This is a genomic window from Streptomyces sp. NPDC018693 (assembly GCF_044391385.1).
Taxonomy (GTDB): Bacteria; Actinomycetota; Actinomycetes; order Streptomycetales; family Streptomycetaceae; genus Streptomyces.
In genome coordinates this window covers 160,142-186,215 of sequence record NZ_JBIRZZ010000007.1, presented here as the reverse complement: position 1 = coordinate 186,215, position 26,074 = coordinate 160,142, and the positions used below count along the sequence as shown (strand labels likewise).

At 73.0% G+C, this 26,074-nt stretch carries 24 protein-coding genes and 2 pseudogenes; 11 read left to right on the top strand and 15 right to left on the bottom strand.

Features of this window, described 5'->3' with window-relative positions:
• Positions 1–178: 178 nt before the first annotated feature.
• Together ACH5AC_RS20325 and ACH5AC_RS20320 are read left to right on the top strand one after the other, a co-directional pair.
• A pseudogene (locus ACH5AC_RS20325) lies at positions 179–817 on the top strand (ATP-binding protein); the annotation flags it as partial.
• A 296-nt stretch (positions 818–1,113) separates the two neighbouring features.
• Positions 1,114–1,554 carry a hypothetical protein gene (locus ACH5AC_RS20320; protein WP_398863321.1) on the top strand — a complete coding sequence of 147 codons (441 nt, stop codon included), beginning with the start codon at positions 1,114–1,116 and terminating at the stop codon, positions 1,552–1,554.
• A gap of 8 nt (positions 1,555–1,562) precedes the next feature.
• Here ACH5AC_RS20320 and ACH5AC_RS20315 read toward each other — a convergent pair whose 3' ends face one another.
• From ACH5AC_RS20315 to ACH5AC_RS20300, 4 genes are all read right to left on the bottom strand, one after another.
• On the bottom strand, positions 1,563–1,739 hold the full coding sequence (locus ACH5AC_RS20315) for a hypothetical protein (RefSeq protein ID WP_398863319.1): 177 nt from the start codon (positions 1,737–1,739) through the stop codon (positions 1,563–1,565).
• A gap of 184 nt (positions 1,740–1,923) precedes the next feature.
• Complete coding sequence (locus ACH5AC_RS20310; protein ID WP_398863318.1) at positions 1,924–3,297, bottom strand: amidohydrolase; 1,374 nt, start codon at positions 3,295–3,297, stop codon at positions 1,924–1,926.
• Between the two features lie 52 nt (positions 3,298–3,349).
• Positions 3,350–5,206, bottom strand: a complete 1,857-nt coding sequence (locus ACH5AC_RS20305) for an FUSC family protein (protein ID WP_398863317.1) — start codon at positions 5,204–5,206, stop codon at positions 3,350–3,352.
• A gap of 259 nt (positions 5,207–5,465) precedes the next feature.
• Positions 5,466–6,230: a nucleotidyltransferase domain-containing protein gene (locus ACH5AC_RS20300; protein ID WP_398863316.1), complete on the bottom strand. Its 765-nt coding sequence runs from the start codon at positions 6,228–6,230 to the stop codon at positions 5,466–5,468.
• Between the two features lie 135 nt (positions 6,231–6,365).
• On the opposite strand from ACH5AC_RS20300, the gene ACH5AC_RS20295 reads away from it, so the two are divergent.
• From ACH5AC_RS20295 to ACH5AC_RS20275, 5 genes and pseudogenes are all read left to right on the top strand, one after another.
• Positions 6,366–6,989, top strand: a complete 624-nt coding sequence (locus ACH5AC_RS20295) for a hypothetical protein (protein ID WP_398863315.1) — start codon at positions 6,366–6,368, stop codon at positions 6,987–6,989.
• A gap of 65 nt (positions 6,990–7,054) precedes the next feature.
• A complete protein-coding gene (locus tag ACH5AC_RS20290) occupies positions 7,055–8,083 on the top strand; it encodes a GNAT family N-acetyltransferase (RefSeq protein ID WP_398863314.1) in 1,029 nt (342 codons plus the stop codon).
• A pseudogene (locus tag ACH5AC_RS20285) lies at positions 7,981–8,412 on the top strand (RidA family protein); the annotation flags it as partial. The gene ACH5AC_RS20290 and the pseudogene ACH5AC_RS20285, both read left to right, overlap by 103 nt.
• 57 nt (positions 8,413–8,469) lie before the next feature.
• Positions 8,470–8,955 (top strand): GNAT family N-acetyltransferase, encoded by a 486-nt coding sequence (locus ACH5AC_RS20280; RefSeq protein ID WP_398863563.1) that lies wholly within the window; start codon positions 8,470–8,472, stop codon positions 8,953–8,955.
• Positions 8,956–9,229: 274 nt separating this feature from the next.
• On the top strand, positions 9,230–10,636 hold the full coding sequence (locus ACH5AC_RS20275) for a LamG domain-containing protein (protein ID WP_398863313.1): 1,407 nt from the start codon (positions 9,230–9,232) through the stop codon (positions 10,634–10,636).
• Between the two features lie 9 nt (positions 10,637–10,645).
• Here ACH5AC_RS20275 and ACH5AC_RS20270 read toward each other — a convergent pair whose 3' ends face one another.
• Complete coding sequence (locus ACH5AC_RS20270; protein WP_398863312.1) at positions 10,646–11,365, bottom strand: uracil-DNA glycosylase; 720 nt, start codon at positions 11,363–11,365, stop codon at positions 10,646–10,648.
• 70 nt (positions 11,366–11,435) lie between these two features.
• Here ACH5AC_RS20270 and ACH5AC_RS20265 point away from each other — a divergent pair, with 70 nt between their 5' ends.
• Positions 11,436–12,131, top strand: coding sequence for an RNA-binding S4 domain-containing protein (locus tag ACH5AC_RS20265; protein WP_398863311.1), 696 nt, complete (start codon positions 11,436–11,438; stop codon positions 12,129–12,131).
• Positions 12,132–12,214: 83 nt separating this feature from the next.
• On the opposite strand, the gene ACH5AC_RS20260 is transcribed toward ACH5AC_RS20265, so the two are convergent.
• The 6 genes from ACH5AC_RS20260 to rpsA form a co-directional block, all read right to left on the bottom strand.
• Positions 12,215–12,646, bottom strand: coding sequence for a DoxX family protein (locus ACH5AC_RS20260; RefSeq protein ID WP_398863310.1), 432 nt, complete (start codon positions 12,644–12,646; stop codon positions 12,215–12,217).
• A gap of 106 nt (positions 12,647–12,752) precedes the next feature.
• Positions 12,753–13,436, bottom strand: coding sequence for a class I SAM-dependent methyltransferase (locus tag ACH5AC_RS20255; protein WP_398863309.1), 684 nt, complete (start codon positions 13,434–13,436; stop codon positions 12,753–12,755).
• 59 nt (positions 13,437–13,495) lie between these two features.
• On the bottom strand, positions 13,496–13,876 hold the full coding sequence (locus ACH5AC_RS20250) for a tetratricopeptide repeat protein (protein WP_398863308.1): 381 nt from the start codon (positions 13,874–13,876) through the stop codon (positions 13,496–13,498).
• Positions 13,877–13,926: 50 nt separating this feature from the next.
• Positions 13,927–14,574: a dephospho-CoA kinase gene (gene coaE / locus ACH5AC_RS20245; protein ID WP_398863307.1), complete on the bottom strand. Its 648-nt coding sequence runs from the start codon at positions 14,572–14,574 to the stop codon at positions 13,927–13,929.
• A 46-nt stretch (positions 14,575–14,620) separates the two neighbouring features.
• Positions 14,621–15,559: a PAC2 family protein gene (locus ACH5AC_RS20240; RefSeq protein ID WP_398863306.1), complete on the bottom strand. Its 939-nt coding sequence runs from the start codon at positions 15,557–15,559 to the stop codon at positions 14,621–14,623.
• Between the two features lie 174 nt (positions 15,560–15,733).
• Positions 15,734–17,224, bottom strand: coding sequence for a 30S ribosomal protein S1 (gene rpsA, locus ACH5AC_RS20235; RefSeq protein ID WP_398863305.1), 1,491 nt, complete (start codon positions 17,222–17,224; stop codon positions 15,734–15,736).
• Positions 17,225–17,590: 366 nt separating this feature from the next.
• Here rpsA and ACH5AC_RS20230 point away from each other — a divergent pair, with 366 nt between their 5' ends.
• Positions 17,591–18,430 carry a class I SAM-dependent methyltransferase gene (locus ACH5AC_RS20230; protein WP_398863562.1) on the top strand — a complete coding sequence of 280 codons (840 nt, stop codon included), beginning with the start codon at positions 17,591–17,593 and terminating at the stop codon, positions 18,428–18,430.
• Between the two features lie 35 nt (positions 18,431–18,465).
• Positions 18,466–21,249 carry an ATP-dependent RNA helicase gene (locus tag ACH5AC_RS20225; protein ID WP_398863304.1) on the top strand — a complete coding sequence of 928 codons (2,784 nt, stop codon included), beginning with the start codon at positions 18,466–18,468 and terminating at the stop codon, positions 21,247–21,249.
• Here the strand turns inward: ACH5AC_RS20225 and ACH5AC_RS20220 are convergent.
• From ACH5AC_RS20220 to ACH5AC_RS20210, 3 genes are all read right to left on the bottom strand, one after another.
• Positions 21,239–22,231 carry a DUF3068 domain-containing protein gene (locus ACH5AC_RS20220; RefSeq protein ID WP_398863303.1) on the bottom strand — a complete coding sequence of 331 codons (993 nt, stop codon included), beginning with the start codon at positions 22,229–22,231 and terminating at the stop codon, positions 21,239–21,241. The genes ACH5AC_RS20225 and ACH5AC_RS20220 overlap by 11 nt on opposite strands.
• A gap of 21 nt (positions 22,232–22,252) precedes the next feature.
• Positions 22,253–22,387, bottom strand: coding sequence for an SPW_0924 family protein (locus tag ACH5AC_RS20215; RefSeq protein ID WP_398863302.1), 135 nt, complete (start codon positions 22,385–22,387; stop codon positions 22,253–22,255).
• Positions 22,388–22,532: 145 nt separating this feature from the next.
• Positions 22,533–24,296 (bottom strand): lytic transglycosylase domain-containing protein, encoded by a 1,764-nt coding sequence (locus tag ACH5AC_RS20210; RefSeq protein ID WP_398863301.1) that lies wholly within the window; start codon positions 24,294–24,296, stop codon positions 22,533–22,535.
• 234 nt (positions 24,297–24,530) lie between these two features.
• Here ACH5AC_RS20210 and ACH5AC_RS20205 point away from each other — a divergent pair, with 234 nt between their 5' ends.
• The gene (locus ACH5AC_RS20205) at positions 24,531–25,406 is read left to right on the top strand and encodes a DUF4184 family protein (RefSeq protein WP_398863300.1); all 876 of its coding nucleotides are present in this window, start codon (positions 24,531–24,533) and stop codon (positions 25,404–25,406) included.
• Here the strand turns inward: ACH5AC_RS20205 and ACH5AC_RS20200 are convergent.
• Entirely contained in the window at positions 25,372–25,728 is a 357-nt protein-coding gene (locus tag ACH5AC_RS20200) for a hypothetical protein (RefSeq protein WP_398863299.1), read from the bottom strand. The genes ACH5AC_RS20205 and ACH5AC_RS20200 overlap by 35 nt on opposite strands.
• Positions 25,729–26,074: the final 346 nt, after the last annotated feature.

The window sequence follows — 26,074 nt, the reverse complement described above, 5'->3', positions numbered from 1 at the left end:
GCGGCGCCATTCGAAGATCCATTCGAAGTCCGGTACACATCCGTACGGATCTTCGGTGATCCCAACTGGCGCCGCTCGAGGTGCTGTTGCGAGCAGTGTGCCACGGCCCTCCACAGAGTCACACAGCACTCTGCACTTTTCAGAGTGACACTTGCCAAGTGTTCACGGCGGGGCGATAGTGGCAAGCGTGATTCCGTCCGCCCCCTTAGGAACAGACGCCGCCGCAGGCCGCTCCGCCGGTCTCGGTGCCGCCACGGAAGCAGGCCCCGACCAGGCCGCTGCCGAGCGCCGGTTCCGATTCGAACTGGCCGCACATCCGGGTTCCCCCGCGCAGGCGAGACGCCTGACCAGGGCTCGGCTGACCGGCTGGTCGGTGTGCGAGGACACCTGCGACTCGGCTGCTCTGATCGTCTCCGAGCTGGTCACCAACGCGGTCGTGCACACCGCGAGCGCAGTCGTCGTGTGCGAGCTGCACGACGGCGACGACCTCCTGCGCATAGCCGTGCGCGACGAGGGCTGCGCGCCCGGTGAACCCCACCCGTCCCCGCAGCGCCCCGACGAGGAGCACGGACGGGGACTGCTGCTCGTGGACGCCCTCTGCGATGCCTGGGGCGCCCAGGAGCACGGCCCCGGCCTGCTGGTCTGGGCGGAACTCCCGCGCCGGGCCGCGGCTCCCCGCGAGGAACCCGCGACGGACGGCGCCGACGCGCCCCGCGAGGCTCCCGCGACCGACCGCGCCGACGCCCCGCACAACGACCTCGGCTGGGGCGCCCGCCCGAAGCGCGGCCCGTCCCGCGGCTCCGGCGACGAGGACGAGCCGGCCCAGCAGGGCTACGAGGGCCAGGAGACCGCCGGTACGCCCACGAGGGTCGGTCGCCAGCTCCACCGCGCACCGGAGGAGACGGCCGCCACCGGCCCGCACGACATCCGCGGCCCACGATTCGGCCACGCCCCCGTGCACGACCACTGCCACGTGCACGACCACATACACGATCACGTCTGCGGTCACGGTGGTCACGGTCATCCCAAGCACCACCCCGCACCTCACACCCGCCCCGGGACGCCCTCGTCGGCTTTCACCCCGCTCGGACACGGCAGCGAGCGGGGACGGGGATGACCGCCGCCCCCGGTCGCGGCCCGGCGTTCAGTCTCAACACCCTCATACATGTCCAGCGCGAACTGTCCGCGCCGCACAACCCCCGCCGCCTGACCGTGCCCGACGGGATGACGGTCCCCCTGGGCTGCGACGCCGTCGGCGTGCCGGCCCGGCTCGGGCCACCGGTCCTGCCCCGGTTGCCCCGGGTGGGCTGCGTCTACGCCGACGAGACGCACTGGTGGTGGCTGGTTCCGTCCGACTCCGACTACGCCCTGGACTGGCCGGCCCCGGCCCGCTACGCCCTCGACGGGGTCCTTCCCGAGCTGCCGCTCACCACCCCCGGTCTCATCCACCGACCGGACGGTACCCTTCCGTACACCCCGCCCCTCCCGCTCTACCTGGCCCTGTGCCGCCTCACCGACACGCCGCCCACCTGGTCACGGCCGGTCACGGCATAGCCACCGAGTCACTCGCCGCTCTCGGCGCTCCGGACGATCACCAGGAACGTGTCCGTCGCGAGGTCCATGACCACCTCGGCCGGCAGCCCCTCCATGCGTCGCGCGTGCGCGAACTCCTCCGCGGGCCACGATCCCCGCGGGCCACCGGCGGGAAAGCGTTCGAGCACGGTTCGCCCGTTCACCATCTCGCACCTCCAGAAGCGTCGTAACTTGTAGGAGTTAACGCCCTCCGGCGGCCCAGCACCTCGCCCAGTGACGCGACTGAGACGTAGGCGACACGACTTCATTGCGGAATGTGAGAATCCGATCACCTTACGAACAGGGTCGGTACGCACCGCGTCAGAAGCAGTACGTGTCGTGATGACCGGCTCAGGTGTCGTACGCCCGGATGTCGTACTCCTGGATGTCGTACTCCTGGATCCGTCGGCCGTGGCTCCGGTCGGTCAGCGCGGGCAGGCGTCCTTCCAGCTCCTCCGCGACGGACGGCACGTCGATGGTGAGCAGCTCGCGGTCGCGCATCAGGATCCGCCCGTCGACGATCGTGGTGCGTACGTCGAAGGAGCGGGCGCTGTGCACGAGGGTGGCGGCGAGGTCGTGGACGGGCCGGGTGTGCGGGCCGGTGAGGTCGACGAGGATCAGGTCGGCGCGCCGGCCGGGGGCGATCGAACCGATGCGGTCGCCGAGTCCGACGGCGTCGGCGCTCTGCACGGTCGCGTGGTGGAGTGCCTGGCGGGCCGTCAGCCATCGGGGGTCGCCCGTGTCCGACTTCTGGATGAGGGCGGTGAGCGCCATCGACTCCCACACGTCGAGGGAGTTGTTGGAGGCGGCGCCGTCGGTGGCGAGTCCGACGGGGATGCCGGCCTCACGCAGGGCGCGGAGGGGAGTGGTGGTCGGCCACGCGAACTTCAGATAGCCGCGGGGCGCGGTGGCGACCGCCGCACGGCCACGCGCGCGTGCCAGGACCGGCAGGTCACGGTCGAGGATGCCGGTGCCATGGGCGATCAGGACATCCCCGTCGAGAATGCCGGTGCGCTCCAGGACCTCGATCGGGGTGACACCGTGCCGGTCGAGAGACGCCTGGGTCTGGGCGCGGTTCTCTGCGGCGTGCAGATGGACCGGGAGGCCGTGCTCACGGGCGAGGTCGGCGGTCGCGGCGAGGTCGGCGTCGGTGACGGTGTACGGGGCGTGCGGGGCGAGGGCCGTGGTGATACGGCCGTCGGCGCCGCCCCGGTGCCGCAGCGCGAACTCCAGGGACCGCTCCCTGCCTCCAAGCCCCTGCGAGGAGAAGTACGCCTCCCCGAGGTGCGCCCGGATCCCGCACTCGGCGACGACGGCCGCGACGGCGTCCATGGCGAAGTAGTGGTCGGCGAAGCAGGTCACCCCACCGCGGATCATCTCCGCACAGGCGAGCCGCGCCCCCAGCTCGACGTCCTTCTCCGTCAGGTTGGACTCCACGGGCCATACGACGTCGTTGAACCACTCCTCGGTGGGCAGATCCTCGGCGAGACCGCGCAGGGCGACCATCGGGGCGTGCGTATGACAGTTGATGAGCCCGGGGAGGGCGACCTGCCCGCGGGCGTCGATGTGCTCGGCGGCGGCCGGGAGGTCGGGGCGGTCGGTGTCAAGGACGGACTCGATCATTCCGTCGCGTACGACGACGGCGGCGCCCTCACGGAATCCGACGCGCCCTTCGGCGTCGTGCAGGAGAACGGCGCAGCCGGTGATGAGGATGTCGGGCGTCATGATCTCAACGTAGGGCCACACCCTCGCGCCCCATAAGGGGCGCGGGGCTGTATCAACATGCCGCTCCGCCGCGGGGCGCGACCAGCCCCGGACGGCCCGCGGACAACACACGGCCCTCTTCCAGAAGCTCCCGAAGCCGCTCGGCATACTGCGGTGCCAGCCACCCCGTGTCGTCCAGGTGCACAGCGCAAGCCGTCACCGTGTCGACAAGCCGCTCAAGAAGCCCCGCGACCTCCGAGCCACCCACGGAGTGCTTCGCCAGCGCCGGCAGCTCCGCCGACGCGAGGGCGATCGCCGTACGGGCCTCCGCAAGCGTCCGGTACGCCTCACGCCGCAGCGTCCAGCGGGCGGCGCGGTCGGTGGACCCGGCGAGGACGTGGGCGAGGTAGGCGTCCGCGGCGCGGGTCGCGGCGGTGAGCCGGGCCCGTACCTGCCCACCGTGTGCGCCCGGCAGCGGCAGATGGCCGGTGATCAGCACGATCGCACAGGCCAGCAGGGTCTCCCCGATACGGCTGACGGACGCCTGGGGCTCGCCTCCGATCATCACCAGGGCGAGCACGAGGACGGTGACGACGGCGGTCTGCGCGGCGAAGTGCCGGGTGGCGACGGGTATGAGGGCCCCGCTGACGGCGACCAGCGCCACGAGTCCCTCGGGCCGGGGCAGTACGGCGGCGAAGCCGGCGAAGACGAGCGCCCCGAGGACGGTACCGGCGGCCCGGCACAGCACGCGGGAGACGAGCGGCCCGAGGTCGGGCTTGACGAGGAAGACGGCGGTGGCGGGGAGCCAGTACCAGTGGGCGTGCTGCCCGTACCGGTGGGAGTGGTGCAGCGCCTGCGCGATGCCCGCGGCGGCGCCGAAGCAGAGGGCGACCCGCACGCCGTACTCCCGCCCGCCGGCGCCGAAGGCGGCCCGGAGCAGATCCCCGGCCGTGCGCCGCCGGTGGTGCAGCCGGCCGCCGTCTCCCTGGTCGAAGGCGTCGGCGGCGTGCAGCAGCGCGTCGTCGAGGGCGCGCAGGCCGGGCACGGAGCGGGAGGGCGCGGGCAGCGGCCCGGTGGTGGTGTTGGCGCGTACGGCGGCGGCGAGGCGCCGGGGTCCCTCGGAGGTCCTCGGTGACAGGGCGTCCCCGGCCCAGGCGAGGGCGGTCGCGGCCTCGGCGAGGGGCAGCGCGGCGGCGTACTGTGCGTGCAGCCGCCGCTCGGTGGCAGAGCCGGCGTACCGCCGCAACCGGGGTCCGGCGAAGGCGTCCTGGGCGTGGTCGAGCGCGGCGGTGAGCGCGGAGCGCCGGGCGGCGGCGTCCGGGGTCCCGGCGGCGTCGAGCAGGGCGGCGACCGCGTCGTAGACCTCGGCGACGGCCGTGCGCTCCCCGTCGAACCGGAAGTCCCCGGTGAGCGAGCCGGGTGTGGGCAGGAGCAGCCGCAGTGCGAGCAGCCAGGCGGCGCCGGCGAGATAGGCCAGGGCGCGCGGGCCCGCGCCGTCGGGCAGCGGCATCCCCGCGCCGATCGCACTCGCGACGAGCAACTGGGTCCCGGCTCCGGAGGCGACGGGCCCGACGGCGCTGACCCCGCCGGCGAGCAGCCCGAGGGCGGTGAGGAGCAGCGTCAGCGCGACGGCTGCGAGGTGGTCCCCGGCGTACGTCCCGACGAGCAGCCCCGCCGCACCCGCGAGCGCGGGCGCCCCGAGCCGCCGCACGGAGGCCCGTCGGCTGCCGGGCCGGTCGTTGATGCCGGCGAGCATCGCGGCGATGGCGGCGACCACTCCGAGGGAGGTGCGCCCGGCGGCCATGGCCAGCAGCAGCAAGGGCCCGGCCCCCAGCGCCCCTCGCCCGACCGCGCTCCAGGGAACGGGCCCGCGCTGGGCGCGCAGGGCGTGGGCGAGCCAGGGCGGCAGAGCGAGGGCGACGCGGGACACGGGGCTCCTGTCGTGACGAGGGCGGGGTGTGCCTTCGGGCGACGGTGACCGGGCTCGGGGTGGTGTCCTCCACCGTAGATCGAAAAGCCGGGGTGTCTGGAACGCTGGTGTTACCCACAGATGACAAAGCCCCGGAAGACCACGTTCTTTATGAACGCAACGCCTCCGCCCCCGTCGGGTGCACCGGCGGGAGGCCCGTCGGGCAGGCCGGGGGAAGGTCAGCGACCGGTCCCCGTGTTCGGCGAGCGGTCCACCGTGTTCATCGACAAGCCCGGCGGAGGAGCCCCTCCGTCTCCGTGAGTGCCGAGCACAGGGTGTCCGGACGCGCCGCCAGGCTCTGGATCAGGGTGTCGACGGCGCTCAGCCCGGCGCGCTCGACGATGCCCTTCTCGTTCGTCACCCACTCCCCCCGCGCCGCCAGCACCGCGTGGGCCGCCTGGGTGGCAGCGACGGCGATGGAACCCGCGACCTGGGTGACGGCACCCTTCGGGGCGTGGGCGGCCCGCGCGTAGGCGAGGGTCGCCCGGGCCGTGCCGTGCCAGCGCTCGGCGGCGGAGACGCGCAGCTTCTCCGGGTAGGTCTGCGGCCGCGGCAGCTCACCCCGAAGCACCTGGTTGATCGCCAGCTCCGCGACCACCAGGTAGCTGGGGATCCCGGCGAGGTGGAACATCAGCGGCTCCACCCGGAAGCGTCCCTCCCTCGCCTCCGACAACTCCCGCTCGACGACGTCGAGATCGCGGTAGTGCACATCGACGCGCCGCCCGTCGATCGTCAGCCACGCGCCGCCGTTGAACACGCCGCCGCCCCATCCGCCGACGTCGGACACCTCGCCCTCCCAGCCGAGAGCGCGCAGGCCGTCGGGGTCGAAGGGGCCCCGGTAGTACACGGCCAGGTCCCAGTCGCTGTCGGGGCGGTGCGTGCCCTGCGCCCGGGAACCACCGAGGGCCACGGCCCGGACGGTGGGGAGGGTGGCGAGGCGTTCGGCGGTGGCGTCGAGGAAGGCTGTGTCGGGGTCGGAGGTCATGCGCGCAGGGTAAGGGGGTGCTTGCTGTGGCTCCAGGGCTTTTCGCGCTGCGGCCGGGCGCTCCGGCGTCGTTGTCAGTGGTGCGCGTTATCAATGAAGTCGTCACTCAGAGTAACGACGACGGGGGAATCAGCGATGACTGCGCACGAACAGGAGCGGCGGTATCTGTCCACGGCCGGGCTGCGGGCCCGGGGCTGGAGTCCGGGGATGGTACGGCGGCTGCTCGGGGACGCGGATGCGAGGCGGGACAATCCACACGTCCGGGCGGCGCCGCCGGTTCGGCTCTATCTCGTGGAGCGGGTGGAGGCGGCTGAGCGGAGTGAAGAGTTCCGGGTCCTGGCCGGTGGCGCGGCGCGGCGGTCGGCCGCGGCGAAGGCGGCCGCGTTGCGCCGGCGGAGGGAGGTGCTGGCGCGCATCGCTGCGGAGCCCATCGAGGTGCCGCGGATGGCTCCGCGGCGGCTGGCGGCGCTGGCGGCGGAGCATCGCGAGCAGCTGGGGCTCGGCGCCGGCCGGGGCGCGGTCGGGGGCGGTGACTCCGCGGCGTCCGTGCCGGCGCGATGGCAGGTCAACTATCTGCTCGATCAGCTGACCCGCTATCAGGAGCTGCTGCGGGGGCTGCGCGGGAGCGCGGGGCGTGGTGCCGCCGAGGCGTTGCTGCGGCGGCGGGTGTACGCGGCGGTCGCCGAGGCGTACCCCCACCTCGCTCAGGAGTGCGCGCATCGAATGTCCTCCCCGGAGGTTCGTCCATCGTGCGGATGACCTGCCCGAACGGGCTTCCACGACGGCCGCGCGGAGAGCGGGCGGGGTCCCTACGCTCCGGGCGCATGGAGGACAATCACTTCCGGGCCCTGCGTGTGCACGAACGGCTCGCCGCCCGGCCCGAGTTGCGTCCCGTCCGGCCGGGCGAGGGCCGGCGGTTCGGGCTCTGCGATCTCGCCTCGCTGGCCGAGGGAGCCCTGGGCACGTGCGTCGACCCGGACTCGCTCACCGCTTCGGGGGAGAAACGGCTCCGGATGCGGCTCGGCGCGGGTGGGCGCGAGGGCCGGCTCGACGAGGAGTTCCGCAGCCGGTACTGGATCCTGTCGCCGGACGACCGGCGCCGCGAGGTCGGCACCATCGCCGTCGACATCTGGCCCATGGGCGCGGGGGCACTGCGCGTCTCGTCGCTCTACGTCCACCCCGTGGCCCGGCGGCACGGGACGGCCACCGCCGCGCTGGACATCGTGTACGACGCCTGCCGCGCCGAGGGGCTGCACGGGTACCGGCTGGACACGCACTGGACCTGGCAGCCGACCGTCCGCTACTACCTCCGGCGCGGACTCTGGGTCACCTCCTGGAAGCACTGCCTCGGGCTCGCCCGGCTGTCCTATCTGCCTCGGTACGAAGTCCGTGAGGCCGGCGGCGCGTTGACGCTCTTCGTGGAGAGCGGCGAGGAGAGTCCCGGCCGGCCGGCGGTACCGCTCCTGGTGGCCGGGCGTGAGGGACGGTGGCTGCGGCTCCGGGAGACCGACGGGTACCACCGGATCCCGGACCCGTACGACGCGGTGCGGCTGTACGCGCGGTCCACGCTGGCGCTGCATCTCGCCGTGCGGGGGCACCCGTTGGTGCGCGGGGAGGAGGAGTGGGCCCGGGCCTCCTGGTCGTGCGACATCGGGGAGCCTGAGGGGCTGGCCCGCAAGATCGAGATCTTCGAGCAGGTGGCGCGGGAGGACGGCTGGCGGGTGGAGGCTCCCTCCGCGCGGGGCGGTTCGTGCGGCGCGCCGGGAAGCGCATCCGAAATGAGGATGCGGAACTCCTCGTCACCGCCGATGATCGGCGGGTTGCCGGCCGTTCAACCGCAGGAGCCCTCGTGATCAGGCGTGTCACCGTCCCCGCTCTGTTCCCGCCGCCCCGCTACTCCCACGCCTCCGTGGTCGAGGCCGGGACCAGGCTGGCCTTCCTCGCCGGATCGGTCCCCCTCGACGCGGAGGGGAAGCTGGTCGGTGCGGGGGATCCGGTCCGCCAGGCCGAGCAGGTGATCGCCAACCTGCGGGAGCAGCTGCGGGCGGTCGGGAGCGATCTGGCCCATGTCGTGAGCACCGATGTGTATGTGATGAGCGGTGAGACCGCGGTGCTGTCCGCCGTGTGGGACGTGGTCGAGGCGTCCGGCCTGAGCATCGGCCCGCATTCGTCGACGCTCATCGGGGTGGCCTGTCTCGGCTACACGGGGCAGCTGGTGGAGATCACGGCGACGGCGGTGGTGCCCTCCGGTCCCGTCGGGGAGGGATCCGACCCGGACGTCACCCTGCGCCGGGCCACGGCCGGCGACGCGGTCGCCGCCGCGGATGTCTATCTGCGGTCGTTCGGCGCCGCGCTGCCGACGGTCGTCCGGGCACACACCGACGACGAGGTGCGCGCCTACTTCCGGGACGTCCTCATACCCATGCGGGAGACCTGGGTCGCCGAGGCCGCCGGCACGGGCGAGGTCGTGGGGCTGATGGTGCTGGAGGGCGAGTCGCTGTCCCAGCTGTACCTCGCCCCCGAGTGGCGCGGGCGCGGCATGGGCGACCGCTTCGTCGCCCTGGCCAAGGAGCGCCGCCCGCAGGGACTGAGCCTGTGGACCTTCCAGGTCAACGGCCCGGCCCACCGCTTCTACGAACGCCACGGCTTCACCGCCGCCGAGCACACCGACGGCAGCGGCAACGAGGAGCGGGAGCCGGATGTGCGGTACGTCTGGCAGCCGTAGAGGCGGCGCTCAGTCCATTCCCGCGGCCGGGACCCCGTCGACCCCGGCACGCCCAGCACCCCGCGAACGGGATGTGGCACAACTCCTCACCGAACAACAGGAGTTGTACGAGGCGATCACCCTCGGCGACCAAGGCGAACAGTCGTTCCCCTAGAGTTCTCCCGTCACTGGAGAACGGGACTTCGGCCCAGCGGTCGGGGTCGGGATGGGGAGCGCGATCATGGTGAGCAGACGCGGACTGTTGAGCGGAGCCGCACTCGTGGGGGTGGGAGCCATGAGCGGTGTGATGGCAGGCGCGGGCCCGGCCGCGGCCGACGCCCCGCTGGACACCCCCTTCACCCCGGTCGCCGCACCGCATCTGCTGGAGGCCGAGCGGATGGTGCACTACCAGCGGCTGCTGGCCGCCGGTCAGCTGACCACCGGCCTGGCCGGGCACTGGCCGCTGGACGGCTCAGGCGCCGACGGTTCGGGCCTCGGCCGCCCCGTCACCCTCGGCTCGGGCGCGTCCTGGACCACCCTGCGGGCCGGTGGCGAACTGAGCCTCGACGGCACCTCCGGGGCGTACGCCGCCACGGCCTCCGCGCTGGACACGACGGCCCCGTTCACCGTCTCGGCGTGGGTCCGGCTCGCGGCCGACGCCAACCCGGCGAACATGTACACCGCCGTGAGCCAGGACGGCGCCACGGCCAGCCGCTTCCTGCTCCAGTACGACGACACCGTCGGCAGGTGGGCGTTCAAGGTGCGCAGCGCCGACCAGAGCGTCAAGATCTCGGCGCTGTCCACCAGCGCGGTCACGATGGGCCGCTGGACCCACCTCGCCGGAGTGTGGGACGGCAGCCGCGTCCACCTCTACGTCGACGGTGCCCTCGAAGGCAGCGCCGACGCCACTCTGTCCTGGGCCGCGACCCAGGGCTTCAACATCGGCCGGGCGCGCTGGGACGGCGCGTACGTCAACCGGTTCAAGGGCTCGATCGACGACGTCCGCGCCTACGACCGCGCCCTGAACGCCGATGAGATCGCGCTGGTCAGCGGCCTGACCGCCCGCGCCAACAACGTCTACCTCATCGGCTCCCCGTCCACCGTGACCTGGGGCCGCCCGGACGACCTCACGACCTGGATCGCCCACGCCCGCTGCTCGTCCTTCATCACCTGGGTGCTGCGGCACACCTACGGCTGGGCCACGGACGACTACTTCCGCCAGTACTTCCAGGACCGCATCCCCGAGGCCGCCGACTACCGCAAGGCGTTCACGGACGGCACCGGCGGTCCGCGCTTCCGGCTCATCCGCAAGGTCGCCGACCTGCGGCCCGGCGACCTGATCTCGATCGACTACAACGGCTCCGACCCGGACGCCACCGGCCACATCGTGATGGTCCGCCAGGTCAAGGGCGTCCACACCGGCTCGGGCGCCGTCACCGGCGAGACGCAGTACGCCGTCGAGATCGTCGACTGCACCTCCTCCCCGCACGGCGCGTACGGGAACGCCGCCTACACCCCCTTCCCCGACACCCGGATGGGAGGCAGCGCCGCCGCCGACCGCTTCGAGGGCGTGGGCATCGGCCACATGATGTTCTACGCCTCCAACACCAGCGGCGAGTTCTCCCGCTACCGGTGGAGCGCCAGCGCCTCGACGAGCCACACCGTCACCCAGCGGCCCATCGCCGCGGCCCGGATCGTCTGATCCACCCGCTCACGGCAGCCCAGCCGCCGTCGCCGCCGTGCGCAGCACCTCACGCAGCATCTCGGGCGTCAGCCGGCCGGTGAAGGTGTTGCGCTGGCTGACATGGAAACACCCGAAGAGGTCGAGGGCCCCCTGGCCCTCCGACGGGTCGAGCGTCACCCGCGCTCCGTGCGCGAAGACGGGCCGCGGCCTCGGCACCCGCCAGCCCGCCGCCGCGAACGCCGGCAGCGCCGCCTGCCAGCCGAACGCCCCGAGGACGACCGCCGCCCGCAGCGTCGGCCGCAGCAGCCGCAGCTCCTGCACCAGCCACGGCCGGCAGGTGTCCCGCTCCCCGGGCGTCGGCCGGTTGGCGGGCGGCGCGCAGTGCACCGGTGAGGTGACCCGGACACCGTGCAGCCGCAGCCCGTCGTCCCTCGACACGGACTCCGGCTGCGAGGCCAGCCCCACCTCGTACAGCGCCCGGTACAGCACGTCCCCGGAGCGGTCCCCGGTGAACATCCGCCCCGTGCGGTTGCCCCCGTGCGCGGCCGGCGCCAGCCCGACGATCAGCAGCCGGGCGTCCTGCGGTCCGAAGCCGGGGACCGGGCGCCCCCAGTACGTCCACTCCGCGAAGGCGGCCCGCTTGGTCCGGGCCACCTCCTCCCGCCAGGCGACCAGCCGGGGGCACGCCCGGCACCCGGCGAGCCGCTCGTCCAGGCCGGGCAGACCGGCGGGCCCGCTGCTGTCCATGCCCCCACGGTAGGCCGGGCCGCGCGGAAACCGTTCGGGTACGCCACGCCCTGGCGGCTAAGGTCGGTACATGGCCTCTGAAGACGCGGACCACGAGACGACGGGCACCACGGGCGGGACCACCGATCCGAAGATCGCCGCCGCGGTGGCCGCCGCCGAGGCCGCCGGTGCCGCGCCCGGCGCCTCCGTGCGCGTCGACAGCTGGATCTGGTCCGTACGGCTGGTCAAGACCCGCTCCCAGGGCGCCACCGCCTGCCGCGGCGGGCATGTGCGGGTGAACGGCGAGCGGGTGAAGCCCGCCCACTCCCTGCGCGTCGGTGACGAGGTGCGCGTCCGGCAGGAGGGCCGGGAGCGGATCGTCGTCGTCACCCGCCTGATCCGCAAGCGGGTGGGCGCACCCGTGGCCGTCCAGTGCTACCTCGACAACAGCCCACCGCCGCCGCCCCGGGAGGCCGTCGCCCCCGCCGGCGTCCGCGACCGCGGCACCGGCCGCCCCACCAAGCGAGACCGCCGCGAACTGGAACGCCTCCGCGCCCTGCACAGCTTCGACCCCCTGAACCCTCCCCCCGACTTCGACGACACGACCGCCTCCGGCGCGCCAAGCGGTACGGGCGGCCCTGCCGGCGCGGCTGCCCGGGGCGGCGCCGGACGCCGGGGAACTGCCGGTGGGCAAGGCGGTGCCGATCGCCGCGGCGGCACCGGGCGCCCCGGTTCCACCGGTGGCCGACGAGGCTCAGACCGCCGAGGCGGCTCAGCCGACCGGTGAAGCAGCGGCCTGGGACGGCCTGGCCGATGGTGACCGAGGTGTCGGCGACCGGAATGGTGCGGACCGGGGTGCCGGGCGGCGGCTCACGCCGTCCCTCGGACTCGCCGCACCCGGCGCACCAGCTCCGCGTTCTGCCCCCGCCGGAGCCAGGCGATGAGCAGCAGCGGGACGATCAGGATCAGCGGGGTCGCCGCGTTCTGGCCGTCGAAGGTGGTGATCTGGACGACGAACGCGCCCACCATCAGCCCGCTCAGCGCCACCCCCGCCACCGACTGCAGGAGCGGGACCAACAGGGCCGCCGCGCCGACGAGTTCGAGCAGGCCGATGGTGTACATGCCGGCGCTGCCCCAGCCCATGTCGTCGAACGCCTCGGCCGCCGACGGGTGAGCGATCAGCTTCGGCAGGGCACTGGCGATGCCGAAGAAGAGAGCGAGCAGCACCTGAAGCCCACGCAGGGCGATCCGGGCGCGGCGGCCACCGGCGACGGCAGTGGCGGGGGCGGTGGTCTCGGACATGAGGTTCTCCCGGGGAGGGTGGATGGCGCTCCGTGTTGCTGTCACAGAGAAAGACCGGCCCGCGCCGCCGAACTCATCGCTGTCCGCCCGAGTTTCCCGGTTTTCCTCAGCCCATCGGCACCGCCCTCACCCACATCCCGTCCTCCGTGAGATACCGGTCCACCCGCAGCCCCGCCTCCGCCAGCGCCTCCTCGAACTGCTCCTGGGTCAGCGGCCGGGACCGGAAGGTCTGCGTCCATACGACGTCCGGGAACACATACTCCACATGCAGCGCGTCCACCCCGTCCTCGCCCAGCCCCTCCGACCGGATCCGCACGGTGTAGCCGCTCGGATCGACCCGCTCCGTCGGCAGATCGGTGTGGAAGTGCTCGCCCTCCCGCTGGATCAGCACACAGCCGCCGTCCGCGACATGCCGCGCGCAGGTGCGCAGCATGCCCCGGCTCACCTCCGGGTCCCCGTTGTGCACGAGGAACGACGCGAGCATCACCACGTCGAAGGTCTCGCCGCCCAGGTCGAGTTCCTCGATGGGGCTCACGATGGTGCGCGCCCCGCGGACGCGCTCCAGCATCTGCGGGGACTCGTCCACCGCCGTGACCGTGAACCCCCGCTCCAGCAGGGCGTGTGTCACCCGGCCCACACCGCTGCCCAGCTCCAGGATGTGCGCCCCCGCGGGCACCGCCGCGGCGATGATGTCCGGCTCGTCCCGCACGGAGATCCGCGAGTAGAACTCGACCGCGCAGCCGTCGGGGGTGATGACGCCGGGCCCCGTGCCCTCGTATCCCTCTCGCATTCTCTGCCTCATGCCCGTCCAACGACCGCCCCCCACAAGGCCGTTCCCGCGGCATCCGGTCATGTGTCGAAGCGGGCCGCCTTGAGGTACTGCGGGTTCGGGTCCAGGGCCGCGGCCAGCCGGAAGTGGCGTTTGGCCTGGTCGTCGCGGCCCTGCCGCTCGTAGGTGCGGGCGAGTGCGAAGTGCGCGAAGGCGTTGTCCGGCTCTCGCTCCAGGACGATGGTGAACTCCAGCTCGGCCGGCCTCAGTTGGGCGGCGGCGAAGAAGGCACGGGCGCGCAGCAGCCGGGCGGCGGTGTTCTCGGGGTGCGCGGCTATGACGCCGTCGAGCAGTTTCACCGCACCCCGCGGGTCCCGTGCGGCGAGCAACTGCTCGGCGGCACGGAAGTCGATGACGTGCGTCTCCGGAGTACGTCCGGTCGAACCGGTGGTTTCGGGCACGGAAAATTCCTTCCCTGGCTACGACGGTTCAACGCCCTGGCCGGGTGCCCCTATTCCGTGCGGTTGTCCCGGTCCACGGACGGCTTCCGCCCGATGTGCGCCGTACGCTCCCTGTTCCGCAGATCGGCCCACACGTCCCGTACGCGCTGTTCCAGTTCCGGCAGCGGTACGTCGTTGTCGATCAGGATGTCGGCGATCTTCCGCCGCTCCTCGCGCGTCGCCTGCGCGGCCATACGCGCGCGTGCGTCCTCCTCGCTCATGCCGCGCAGCCGGACCAGCCGGTCGAGCTGGGTCGCGGGGTCGGCGTCGACGACCACCACGACGTCGTACAGCGGGGCGAGGCCGTTCTCGGTGAGGAGCGGCACGTCATGGACGACCACGGCGTCCTCGGGCGCGGCCTCCTCCAGGGCACGGGAGCGGGCGCCGACCAGGGGGTGCACGATCGAGTTGAGGAGGGCCAGCTTCTCCGGGTCGGCGAAGACGATCGATCCCAGCCGGGGCCGGTCCAGGCTGCCGTCCGGGGCCAGTACGTCGGTGCCGAACGCCTCGACGACGGCCGCGAGGCCGTCGGTGCCCGGCGCGACGACCTCACGGGCGATGCGGTCCGCGTCGATCAGCACGGCCCCGCAGGCGACGAGCAGTCGCGAGACCTCGCTCTTGCCGGCACCGATACCGCCGGTCAGGCCCACTGTCAGCATGAGCGGTAGCTTAAGGCCCCGCCGCCGGCAGTGGACCGGCCCGGCCTCAGCCCTCGCCCTCCCGCTCCGCCAGGAAGCGTTCGAACTCCTGCCCGATCTCGTCCGCCGACGGGATGTCCACCGGCTCGGCGAGCATGTTGCCGCGGGTCTCGGCGCCCGCGACGGCGTCGTACTGGTGCTCAAGGCCCTCGACGAGGGAGGTCAGCTCCTCGTCGCCCTCACGGATCTGCCGGTCGATCTCGGTCTGGGTGCGGTGCGCGTCCGTGCGCAGCGCGTGGGCGACGCCCGGCAGGACCAGGCCGGTGGCGGCCGTGATGGCCTCCAGGACGGTCAGGGCCGCGTCCGGGTACGGCGAGCGGGCGATGTAGTGCGGGACGTGCGCGGCGACGCCCAGGACGTCATGGCCGGCCTCCATGAGGCGGTACTCGATGAGCGACTCGGCGCTGCCGGGCACCTGGGCCTCGTCGAAGGGGCTGCGGTGGCCGGGGACCAGGTCGGTGCGGTTGCCGTGCGGGGTCAGGCCCACGGGGCGGGTGTGCGGGACGCCCATGGGGATGCCGTGGAAGTTCACCGAGAGGCGGACGCCGAGCCGCTCCGCGATCTCCTTCACGGCGGCGGCGAAGCGCTCCCACTCCACATCGGGCTCGGGGCCGGACAGCAGCAGGAACGGCGCGCCGGTGGTGTCCTGGACGATGCGCACCTCGATCGCCGGCTCCTCGTACTCCGTCCAGCGGTCGCGCCGGAAGGTGAGCAGCGGGCGGCGGGCGCGGTAGTCGACCAGCCGGTCGTGGTCGAAGCGGGCGACGACCTGGTGGGGCAGCGCGTCGAGCAGCCGGTCGACGATCTGGTCGCCGGTCTCGCCCGCGTCGATGTATCCGTCGAAGTGGTAGAGCATGACAAGTCCGGCCGACTCCTGAGCCAGCGCCATGTCGACGACGGCCAGGCCCTTCGGCTCCCATGCGTACAAACCCTGCGGATCAAGCACTTGGACCGCTCCTCCTCGTGTTCGTACTGCACAACGCCCGCGCGGACGTGGGCATTCCCCGTCCCCGGCACCGGTGTTGGCGGCCTCCCGCGGCGAACGCCTGAGGGGCCGCACCTCGAAAGGTACGGCCCCTCAGTCAGGAGCTACTGCTCAGAGCTGCTGCTCGGTGAGAGCTCAGCTCTGGCCGCCCGCCAGCTTCTCGCGAAGAGCGGCCAGCGCCTCGTCCGAGGCCAGGGCACCGGAGGTGTCCGCGCCCTCGGAGGAGTACGAGCCACCGGTCGCGGCCGGAGCCGCGGCCTCGCCACCCTCGGCGGCAGCGGCGGCGTCCGCCTCGCGGGACTTGATGACCTGCTGCTGGTGCTGCTCGAAGCGGGTCTGCGCCTCGGCGTACTGGCGCTCCCACTCCTCGCGCTGCTTCTCGTAGCCCTCGAGCCAGTCGTTGGTCTCGGGGTCGAAGCCCTCGGGGTAGATGTAGTTGCCCTGGTCGTCGTACGACGCGGCCATGCCGTACAGGGTCGGGTCGAACTCGACCGTCGCCGGGTCGGCGCCGAATGCCTCGTTGGCCTGCTTCAGCGAGAGGCTGATGCGACGACGCTCGAGGTCGATGTCGATGACCTTGACGAAGATCTCGTCGTTGACCTGGACGACCTGCTCCGGGATCTCCACGTGGCGCTCGGCCAGCTCGGAGATGTGGACCAGACCCTCGATGCCCTCGTCCACGCGGACGAACGCACCGAACGGAACCAGCTTGGTGACCTTGCCCGGGACGACCTGACCGATCTGGTGGGTCCGGGCGAACTGCTGCCACGGGTCTTCCTGGGTCGCCTTCAGCGACAGGGAGACGCGCTCGCGGTCCATGTCCACGTCGAGAACCTCGACGGTGACCTCCTGGCCGACCTCGACGACCTCGGACGGGTGGTCGATGTGCTTCCAGGACAGCTCGGAGACGTGGACCAGACCGTCGACGCCACCCAGGTCCACGAAGGCACCGAAGTTGACGATCGAGGAGACGACGCCGGAACGGACCTGACCCTTCTGGAGGGTGGTGAGGAACGTCTGGCGGACCTCGGACTGGGTCTGCTCCAGCCAGGCACGGCGGGACAGGACCACGTTGTTGCGGTTCTTGTCCAGCTCGATGATCTTGGCCTCGAGCTCCTTGCCGACGTACGGCTGGAGGTCGCGGACACGGCGCATCTCGACGAGGGAGGCCGGCAGGAAGCCACGGAGGCCGATGTCGAGGATGAGACCACCCTTGACGACCTCGATGACGGTACCGGTGACGATGCCGTCCTCTTCCTTGATCTTCTCGATGGTGCCCCAGGCCCGCTCGTACTGGGCGCGCTTCTTCGAGAGGATCAGGCGGCCTTCCTTGTCCTCCTTCTGGAGGACCAGGGCCTCGATCTCGTCGCCCACGGCGACGACCTCGTTGGGGTCGACGTCGTGCTTGATCGAGAGCTCGCGGCTCGGGATGACACCTTCGGTCTTGTAACCGATGTCGAGCAGGACCTCGTCCCGGTCGACCTTCACGATGACGCCGTCGACGATGTCGCCGTCGTTGAAGTACTTGATCGTCTCGTCGATCGCGGCGAGGAAGGCTTCCTCGTTACCGATGTCGTTGACCGCAACCTGCGGGGTGGTGGCGGTGGTCTCGGTGCTGCTCGTCATGTGGGAAAGGGCTCCGGTACGGACATTGAAGTCGTAGGTACTGCTTTGCGCCGGGAGCCCGTTTCGCTCTGCAGAAGCCGGACAGCCAAGGAAGCGCCCCACCGAAACGGTGGCGGCGCCTCGACAACCGAGGGGACATACAACAGATGCGAGCGCAGCCTGCTACGTCTGAGGTGCGCAGGCCCGCAGCGCAACTTGTAGCATACGGGGGCAGCCGGGCGGGGTCAATGCGCGAAGGCGCACACCCGGGGCGGATCGCCGCATACCCGGCACACAATCCGTCCCCTGAGGCCGCGCAGGCCGCACGAAACCCCTTCGGCTCGCCCTCGGGGACGGGTTGGACGGAAGAGTACGACGAGGGAGCCGATCATCCAAGAGCGCGTATCACCCGGGCCCGGGGACGACGACAGCGAGCCCGAGGCGGAGGCGACCCGGCGCGACGCCGGTGTCGCGGAGAGTTCCCGGGCCAACCGGGGCTGGTGGGACCGCAACGCGGACGAGTACCAGGTCGAGCACGGCACGTTCCTCGGGGACGACCGCTTCGTGTGGGGCCCGGAGGGCCTGGACGAGGTCGAGGCCGAGCTGCTCGGGCCGCCGGAGGAGCTGAAGGGCAAGGACGTCCTGGAGATCGGCGCCGGCGCCGCCCAGTGCGCGCGCTGGCTGGCCGCGCAGGGCGCCCGCCCGGTCGCCCTGGACCTCTCCCACCGCCAGCTCCAGCACGCGCTGCGCATCGGCGGCTCCTTCCCGCTGGTGTGCGCGGACGCGGGCGCGCTGCCCTTCGCGGACGCCTCCTTCGACCTGGCCTGCTCGGCGTACGGGGCGCTGCCCTTCGTCGCCGACCCGCGGCTGGTGCTGGGCGAGGTGCGCCGGGTGCTGCGGCCGGGCGGGCGGTTCGTGTTCTCGGTGACGCATCCGATCCGCTGGGCGTTCCCGGACGAGCCGGGCCCCGAGGGACTGAGCGTGTCGGGCTCGTACTTCGACCGCACGCCGTACGTCGAGCAGGACGAGCGGGGTGTCGCGGTGTACGTCGAGCACCACCGCACGCTCGGCGACCGGGTCCGCGACATCGTGGCGTCCGGCTTCCGGCTGGTGGACCTGGTCGAGCCGGAGTGGCCCGCCTGGAACACCTCCGAGTGGGGCGGCTGGTCGCCGCTGCGCGGGGGCCTGATCCCGGGGACGGCGATCTTCGTGTGCGTGCGGGACTGAGCAGGCCCGCACGAGCCCCGTACGAGACTGAGCCCGTGATCCGTTACGACGCCCTCGACGCCCTTCCCGTACGCGGTGCCCTGCCCGCTCTGCGCGACGCCCTGGACGGGCCCGGCACCGCCGTGCTGGTCGCGCCGCCCGGCACCGGCAAGACGACCCTGGTGCCGCTCGCGCTGGCCGGGCTGCTGGGTGACGGGCCGGCCCGGCGGGTGGTCGTGGCGGAGCCGCGGCGGATCGCGGCGCGGGCGGCGGCCCGGCGCATGGCGTGGCTGCTGGGCGAGAAGGCCGGCGGGAGCGTCGGCTACACCGTGCGCGGGGAACGCGTCGTCGGCCGCCACGCGCGCGTGGAGGTCGTCACGACCGGTGTGCTGCTGCAGCGGCTCCAGCGCGACCAGGAGCTGACCGGCCTCGACGTGGTGGTGCTCGACGAGTGCCACGAGCGGCATCTGGACGCCGACACGGCCGCGGCCTTCCTGTGGGACGTACGGGAGGCGCTGCGGCCGGAACTGCGGCTGGTGGCCGCGTCCGCGACGACCGACGCGCAGGGGTGGGCGCGGCTGCTGGGCGGCGCGCCGGTGGTCGAGGCGGACGGTGTGTCGCACCCGGTGGAGGTGGTGTGGGCCCCGCCCGTACGTCCGGTGCGGCCGCCGCACGGCACGCGCGTCGACCCGGCGCTGCTGGCGCACGTGGCGTCGGTGGTGCGGCGGGCGTTGGCCGAGCGGTCCGGGGACGTGCTGTGTTTTCTGCCGGGCGTGGGCGAGATCGCGCGGGTGGCGGGGCAGCTCGGGGATCCGGGCGGGGTCGAGGTGCTCCAGGTGCACGGGCGGGCGCCGGCGGCGGTGCAGGACGCGGTGCTGGCGCCCGGGGAGCGGCGGCGGGTGGTGCTGGCCACCTCCGTGGCCGAGTCGTCGCTGACCGTGCCGGGGGTGCGGGTCGTCGTGGACTCGGGGCTGGCGCGTGAGCCGCGTGTCGACCACGCGCGCGGGTTGAGCGCGCTGACGACGGTACGGGCCTCGCAGGCGGCCGGGCGGCAGCGGGCGGGGCGGGCCGGGCGTGAGGCGCCGGGGACGGTGTACCGGTGCTGGGCGGAGGCCGAGGACGCGCGTCTGCCGCGTTTTCCGTCACCCGAGATCAAGGTGGCCGACCTGACCGCGTTCGCCCTCCAGGCGGCCTGCTGGGGCGATCCTGACGCGTCCGGGCTGGCGCTGCTGGATCCGCCGCCGGGTGGGGCGATGGCGGCGGCGCGGGACGTTCTCGCCGGAGTGGGCGCGGTGGACTCCGCCGGGCGGGCGACGGAGCGGGGGGTGCGGATGGCTCGGCTGGGGTTGCACCCACGGCTGGGGCGGGCGCTGCTGGACACCCCCGCCGGGGGTGCGGAAGTCGTGGCGCTGCTGTCCGAGGAGGTGCCGCGGGAGTACGTCGACGATCTCGACGCGGCTCTGCGGGGTGCCCGGCGCGGCGGCGACGCCTACGCCGCGCGGTGGCGTGCCGAGGTACGGCGCCTGCGGTCGGTCGCGGGGGAGATTTCCCACCCACCCACCCATGACTCCCTTCCGACGGAAGTGACCGCCCAGGCCGGACCACGCACCCCGCACAGCGACGCACCCTCGGCCGGGCGGGCCGACGGCGACGCTCCTCCTGCGGAGGCAAACGCCGACGGCGCCGACGCGCCCTCGCACCAGCCAGCCCACGGCGACTCCCCCACGGCGGAACCGAACACCGAACCCGGATCAGGTGTCCCGGGCAACGACGCGGAGGCGAACGCCGAAGCCGGAGCGGGTGTGCCCGGCGGCGATGCGCTCTCGGCGGGTTTGGTGGCTCGCTTCGCTGGTGTTCCCGCTGATGTCCATGGGACGGGCGCCGGGGTCGTCGTCGCGCTTGCGTTTCCCGAGCGGGTGGCCAGGGTTGACGGTGTGTCGTATCTGATGGCGTCCGGTACGCGTGCCGAGCTCCGGGAAGGGTCGCCTCTGCGTGGCTCGCCGTGGATCGCCGTCGCGGTTGCCGATCGTCCGCTCGGGCGGGGGCACGCGCGTGTGCAGTTGGGGGCCGTGATCGACGAGGAGGTCGCGCGGCTCGCCGCGGGGGCGCTGCTCGAGGAGCGGGAGGAGGTGCGCTGGGCGGACGGTGAGGTCGTGGCTCGGCGGGTGGAGCGGCTGGGGGCGATCGAGTTGGCGGTGCGGCCGTTGCGGGACGCCGAGCCCGGGCTCGTACGGCGGGCGCTGGTGGACGGGCTGCGGCAGGAGGGGCTGGGGCTGTTGCGCTGGTCGGCCGAGGCGGTCGTACTGCGGCAGCGCCTGGCGTTCCTGCGGTCGCGTCTGGGTGAGCCCTGGCCCGACGTGTCCGACGACGCGCTCCACGCGCGCGTGGACGAGTGGCTGGAGCCGGAGCTGAGCCGGGCCCGGCGGCGGGCCGACCTCGGGCGGATCGACGCCGGGGAGGCACTCACGCGGCTGCTGCCGTGGGCCTCGGGGGAGGCGGGGCGGCTGGACGAGCTGGCGCCGGAGCGGATCACCGTGCCGAGCGGGTCCAGGATCCGGATCGACTACGCCGACCCGGAACGGCCCGTATTGGCGGTGAAGCTGCAGGAGATGTTCGGGCTTCAGGAGTCGCCGCGCGTCGCCGGGGTGCCGCTGCTGGTGCATCTGCTGTCGCCCGCGGGGCGGCCCGCCGCCGTGACCGCCGACCTGGCGTCCTTCTGGAAGGACGGCTACAAGGGCGTACGGGCGGAGCTGCGTGGCCGGTATCCCAAGCACCCGTGGCCGGAGGACCCGGCCGCCGCCGAGCCGACCCGGCACACCAACGCGCGGCTCAGGCGCTGACCGGCTCCGGCGCGGCGGGCTCGGCCGGGGACGGCGCGTGCGGACGGCGGCCGCGGGCCTCCAGATACAGGGAGAGGGCCAGCAGGAGCACGCCCAGGGTCAGGAAGGTCCAGGGCAGGTAGGACCTCAGCACAAGGACCGCCGTCCGGTTGGACTTGACGAGGTCGACGGTGTGCTGGATGTAGTCCTCGCGCATCTTCACGTGCCCGGCGAACGCGGTGACCTTGTCCCGGTCGCCGAGCAGGGTGCCGCCGCGCAGTTCCTCCCGGTGGATCTCCTCGCCGTAGACGGGCGCCCCGGTGACCGGTTCCACCCAGAACCTGCGGACGGTGGTGTACCAGCGGGTGGTGCCGGTGCTGGCGACCGTCTCGGGGGTGATGCCCTCGACGGGCATCGTCTTCGGCATGCGGACCTTCGTCCAGGGGATGGTCTGCTCGAAGTAGTAGACGTGCACGCCGCGGAAGGTGCGGGTGCCCTTGTAGTGGATGGGGGCGCTGGTGCGCGTCTGGGCGTCGAAGTACTCGTAGTCGCGTTTCTCGGTCAGGAACGGCCACTTGAACTCGATGCCGGTGCGTTCGACCGGGTCGCCGTCGACCATCTCGCCGGTGGCGTGGACGGGTTCCTGGGTGTGCGCGTCGAAGATGTAGCGCTCGGGGACCTTGGAGACCATCGTGCCGTCGGGGCCCTGGATGTAGGACAGTCCGTCCCAGACGACGACGTCGCGGCCGGCTGTCTTCTCGATCCGCTCGGATTCCTCCACGTTGCCCTTGAGTGTCTGGACGATGGTGACCTTGGGGACGGTACGGGCGGTCATCGTGCCGTAGTCGAGGAGGGTGGCGTTCTTCGCCTCCAGGACCATGGTCTGGTAGGTGTTCGGCGGGATCTTCGCCAGGCGTGGGAAGGCGTACCAGCGCAGCAGCGGGGACAGCGTCGCGAAGAACACGGCGAGGGCGAGCAGGATCAGGCTGGCCTTGCGGCTCATCTCGGCCTCCCTCCCGGGTGGTCACGGGTGTGCGGGCACCGTCGTCAGCAGGGGCTTCGGGGAGGTGCTGCCCGTGGGGGTGCCCAGGGCGGTGAGCGTGAGGACCAGGGCGAGCGCGACGGCGAGACCGGTCGCGGCGGCGATCAGGGCGCGCATGCCGTCCCCTCTCGGACTCCAGGGCAACTGATGCATCGTCAGGTGCGGCACCGTAGCAACGGGCGGGTGAGAAGAGAACACATCGCGCACGCTGACGGCGCCCCCTTGCCGGAAGGGGGCGCCGTCAGCGTCGTACGGGACGGGCCTAGGCGCCGGTGGTCCCCGACGGGGACGGGCTCGGCGACGGGGACGCGGGTGCCGCCACGGTCAGTTCGACCGTCAGGGTCGCCCCGCCCGCGGTGGTGATGCGCAGCAGGAAGGTGCCGGTGGTGTCGTCCGCGTAGAGCTTCGGCAGCGTCAGCAGGCCGTTCGCGTCCGTCCGCAGGCCGGTGAGGGTGCGAACGGGGTTGTCGTCGGCGTCCCTGAAGTGGGGGCCCTTGTCGTTCTCCGTCGGGTCGTCCGCCGACTTGACGAGGGTGGCGGTGGCGGCGACCCCGTCGGCCACGGCGCCCTGGTAGGTGGCCTTCACCTCGACCTGCTCGGCGAACTCTCCGCCGGGGACGCAGGTCAGCTCGGTCGTGGTGGTGCGGGCGAGGGTGTCGGCCGCGCGCTGGGTGACGGTGGCGGTGTAGGTCACGGGGGTGACCGTGCGGCCGACGAGGGTGGCGCTGACCTTGAAGGTGCCGGTCTTCTCGCCCGCCTGCAGCGCGGGCGCCACGGCGACGCCCGTGCTGCCCGTGATGATGGTGGCGACGGTCTCGCCGCCGGCGAAGGTGGCGTCGGTGTCGCCGGTGATGGTGAAGCGGATCCGGACCTTCCCGACCGGCTGGCCCGCGGAGGTCTCCGCACGGGCGGCGATCCGCTCGGCGAAGGTGTCGCCGGCCATCGCGTCGATGCCGGTCGCGCCCACGGCCTGAAGGTGGTGGACCGACTCGGTGGGCGTGGGCGGCAGCGGGTTCATGGTGGGCGGCTGCGTCGTCGGCGGCGGGGTGCTGGAACCGGTGCCGGGCGCGGTGGGGTTGGGGCTGGGACTGGGGGACGCGGTGCCCGGACTCGGGGTCGGCGTCGGGGTGGTGCTCGGCGCGGGGGTCACCGGCTGGGTGGGCGTGACGCCGGGCGTGGGCGTGCCGCCGTCGCTGCGGTTGGAGGGCACTGTGCCCGTGCCGTCCGGGATCTCGTGGGTGCCCTTGCGGTAGAACTCCAGCCACCTGAGGACCAGGTTCAGGTATTCCCGCGAGTTGTTGTAGCTGAGGATCGCCTTGTGCAGGTCCCGGTCGGTGGACAGGTCCCAGTCGAAGCGGCACAGGTAGTGGCCGGCGGCGAGCGCGGCGTCGTAGATGTTGTTGGGGTCGGCCCGGCCGTCGCCGTTGCCGTCGCGGCCCGCCCACTCCCAGGTGGACGGGATGAACTGCATGGGTCCGACGGCGCGGTCGTAGCGGGTGTCGCCGTCGTAGGCGCCGTTGTCGGTGTCGGAGATGTTGGCGAAGCCGACGCCGTTGAGGACCGGGCCGAGGATCGGCGAGTGCGTGGTGCCGTCCGCGCCGACGCGGCCGCCGCGGGCGTGGCCCGACTCGACCTTGCCGATGGCGGCGAGGAGTTGCCAGGGGAGGTTGCAGCCGGGCTTCGAGGTGGCGAGCCGGTCCGCGGCCTTCTTGTAGGCGTCGAGGACGGTCGCGGGGATGCCGGCCTCGGAGGGGCCGACGGTGCCCGTGCTCGGGGCGGTGCTCGCGCTCGGCGCGGGGGCCGGGCTGTTCAGCGGCGGCAGGTCCGTGTAGTACGGCGAATTGCCGGTGGCGCTGTTCTCGGCGGCCTCGTCGGGGGTGGGCTGGGCGTCGGCGGCGGTCTGTCTGGCCTGGCCGTCCGTGGTGACGCCGGGAGCCTGGGACGCGGAGAGTGCCGCGACCGCCGCCGCCGCGACGGCGGTGGTGACCGCCCCCTTGCGCAGCCGCCTGCCGTTGAGCGCCGCCATGAACCGAACCCCTCCCGTGGACGCGCGAGCGCCTGTCTCTGCCTGTTCCGTCTGCTGTTGTTCTTGTGTTGTGCTCCAGCGACCCTACGACAACTTCTTTTGCGCCGGGACCCAGTTCGCGTTCGCCTTTTCCCGGTGGGATCGAGGACACGGGCGTGTGGACGGCGTCCCGCATACTGAACGTGTCGATCACCAGGCCGGTCGGCCCGTCAACCTCGGTCCTCGGGAGCACTGTTGCCGTTCACCCTGAGCCATGCGGCGGCGGTGCTGCCGGCCGTGCGCACGGACGGGACCGGGCGGGGGCGGCTGGTGCCCGCCGTTCTCGTCGCCGGGTCCTTTGCTCCCGACATGACCTACTACGCGGCGAGTGCCGTGTCCGGGGCGATGGAGTTCGGTGATGTCACTCACTCCTTCCCGGGGGTGTTCACCCTTGATGTGCTCCTCGCCTGGCTGCTGGTGGGGCTGTGGCTGCTCGTGCGGGAGCCGCTGGTGGCGCTGTTGCCGAGGGCGCGTCAGGGGCGGACGGCCGCCCTGACGCGCTGCGGGGCGCCACGCGCGCGTGTACGGCCGTCGCTGCTGCTGTGGTGGTACGTCTCCGCCGTGCTCGGCGCGCTGACGCATGTCGTCTGGGACGCGTTCACGCATCTCGACCGGTGGGGCATGCGGCTGTTCCCGGTGCTCGGCGAAACGGTGGCCGGGGCACCGCTGTACTGGTACCTGCAGTACGGCGGTTCGGCCGTGGCCGCGGCGGTGATCGTCGCGTTCCTCGCCCACGCGCTACGACGGGCGCCCTCGGGCGCGCCGGTCGGTGTGCCGGAGCTGTCGGTACGGGACCGGTGGTGGGCCGGGGTGGTCATCGGGGGCTGTGCGCTGGTCGCGGCGGTGCGGCGGGCGGTGGTCTGGTGGGACTACTGGGGGTCGCGGGCCAAGCCGTGGGAGCTGATCCCCACGGTGTGCTTCGGCGCGGGCGCCGGGCTGGTCGTGGGGATGTTCGCGTACGCCGTGGGAGTGCGGGTGTGGCGTCCGGCCGCCCGGGGTTCCCGCGGGGTCGGGGGGCCGGACTCGGGGGCCGGGATCAGTGCGGTGCGGAGCGGTTCGCGGGCCCGGTGAAGACCGTGAGGGTGCGGCGGGTGCGGCGGAGTGTGCGGGGCCTCGGAAGCCGGCTGAGGACGCCGAGCGCCAGGTCGAGGTAGCCGCGGGCCACCTGCCAGGCCGTGGCCTCCTGAAGGCGGCTGAGCCCGCGGCGCAGGGGCGCGGTGGTGTCGCGGAGGACCCTGCCCGGGGTCGCCGGGAGACGGGGGGTCGCGGCACCGGGGGCGATCGCGCGGAGCGGTCGGAAGAGGGCCGCGTGGGGGTGGACCTGCGTGTCTGCGGTCGCCGTGGCGTCAACGCGTGCGGTAGCCGTCCGGCGGTGGAGCATGCGTATACCCATGGCGGCATCTTGGCGGGCGGCGGGGACGGGGGCCTGTTGGCGGGGGCCACGTGGGTGAAGGGGTGGCGGCCCGGTGCGGGTTGTTCGGCACCGCCGGGATGCGTCGTCGCGGGTACTCGCCGTTGCGCGGGATATGGGGGCGGCGGGCGCGAAGGGGCCGGCGGAGAGAGCGGGCCGGAGAGTGAGAAGCGGAGAGGAGACGGGACGGCGGGTCCAGGGCGGGGAAGCGGGCAAAGAACGGACGGCGGTGGACGGGGTGCGAGTAGTTCCGCACCGCCGGGGCGCGTCGTCGCGGTTGCCCACCGTCGCAACGGGGATATGGGGGCGGCGGGCGCGAAGGGCCGGC